The sequence below is a fragment of the uncultured Campylobacter sp. genome, assembly GCF_938017705.1.
Lineage (GTDB): Bacteria > Campylobacterota > Campylobacteria > Campylobacterales > Campylobacteraceae > Campylobacter_B.
The window spans coordinates 1-1,689 of sequence record NZ_CALIIS010000134.1; the positions used below are offsets into that span (position 1 = coordinate 1).

The window sequence follows — 1,689 nt, forward strand, 5'->3', positions numbered from 1 at the left end:
CGCCGCAAAAAAGCAGGCGCAAAGAACGAAGGCGCGCATCGGATGGGAGAAAAAATTCCTAGCGCGCTCGTCTTTAAATTTAGGCGCGTAAAAGCCTAGCTCTTGCTGCTGCGCCAGGCACGGCTTCGGATTTTTGAACTCCTGCCGCGAAACGGGCTCTGCTTGATTTTGTATGGAATTAGCTTTGAAATTCGGATTGGAATTTTTAGTGCTCTGCGAAAAGCTCGGTTTAGAATTTAGTTCGGCGCGGCTTTGCGCGGAGGCGTGTTTAAAATTTTGACTTTGATCGGAGCTTTTAACGCTTTGCAAGAAGCTTAGCGATAAATTCCGTTCGGAATTTTTAACGCTCTGCGAAAAACTCGCCTCGGAATTTGGCTCGGCGCTTTTGCCGCTTTGCGAAAAACCCTGAGTGGAATTTTGATCGTAGATTTTACCGTTTTGCGGAAAGCTAGACAAAGAATTTTGATCAAAATTCTTGATACTTTGTAAAAAAACCTGAGCGGAATTTTGATTTTTAAAGCCTCGCACGGGCTCTGCCTCCAAATTTCGATTGGATTTTTTGTCACTCTGCGAGAGATTCTGCTTGGAGCCCTCAACTCTCTGTAAGAGATTTTGCTCAAAATTTTGCTTGAAATTCTTAGCGCTCTGCGGGAATTTCGGCTCAAAATTTCGGCCCGAATTTCCGAAGCCTTGCATAGACCCGGCTTCCCTGCCGCGAGCGGAATTACAAAAATTTTGTATAAAATTTAAAGCGGAAATTTTACAATTTTGCACGGGCTCGGCTTCCAAGCCCCGGTCAAAATTTTTAAAATTTTGTGTAAAATCCGAGGCACAAACTTTAGAATTTTGCGCAAATTCGCAATTTCTATATCCGAGGTTGAGTCCGCACGGCACACCAACCGCACTCTCAAAGTAAAATCTACGCGGCACGAGAATTTTACTTTTAAAGCCTGATCTGCGCAGTGTAGGGGCTCTGCGCCCAAAACTCGTCAAATTGCGCGGATCGGCGCTCTTATCGACACCTTCGCCGGCGCGGATTTGCTTTTTTAAATTTACAAATTGCGAGGCGGCGAGGTTAAATTTCTTCAAATTTACAGAGCCAAAATTCTTAAAATCGCGCGCGCCGTGTAAATTTAAAAAATTCCGCACCGCACAAAACGTGCCTAGAGTGGGATTTTGCTCGCTACCTAGCCCACTTGCATCGCAAAACGGCGAGCGGTAGGCGCTAAAAACGGCTTTTTGAGCGCTGAACTGCGCGCTCAATCCGCATGCATCAAAACCGCAACGTAGAAAGGCGTCTAGGTTCGCGCCAAATTTGCAGTACAAATGGACGCCCCGCTTCGTGCCAACGCGACGCAAGCAAATGCCTGCATTGAAATTGCGCTGCGAGCGTCCGTTCATACTAGATTGCAAACGAGCGCTCGAGCTAGGATCGCGGCGTGAGTGGACATCTCGGTTCGCGTCAACGCACCGTAAGCAAGCGCTCACGCTAGAGCTACACCGCAAGTAAATACTCTCGCTAGAGCTGCGGTATGTATCGCTTCTAAATTTCGTCGAATTTTGTGCCGCAAAACCGCAGCACACTGCGCCGTTCAAGAGCACGCTCACGCTATAATCGCAGTTCACACGGCTGCGCAGTTCGTATTTTAGTGCGATAAAACCGCGGCGCCAGGCGTCCTGCGAAAGGCT

1 protein-coding gene is annotated in these 1,689 nt (G+C 47.8%); it reads right to left on the minus strand.

Annotated elements, in window-relative coordinates:
• On the minus strand, nucleotides 1-1,326 hold a 1,326-nt coding region (locus Q0605_RS06840), incomplete at its 3' end, for a hypothetical protein (RefSeq protein WP_298705366.1).
• Nucleotides 1,327-1,689: the final 363 nt, after the last annotated feature.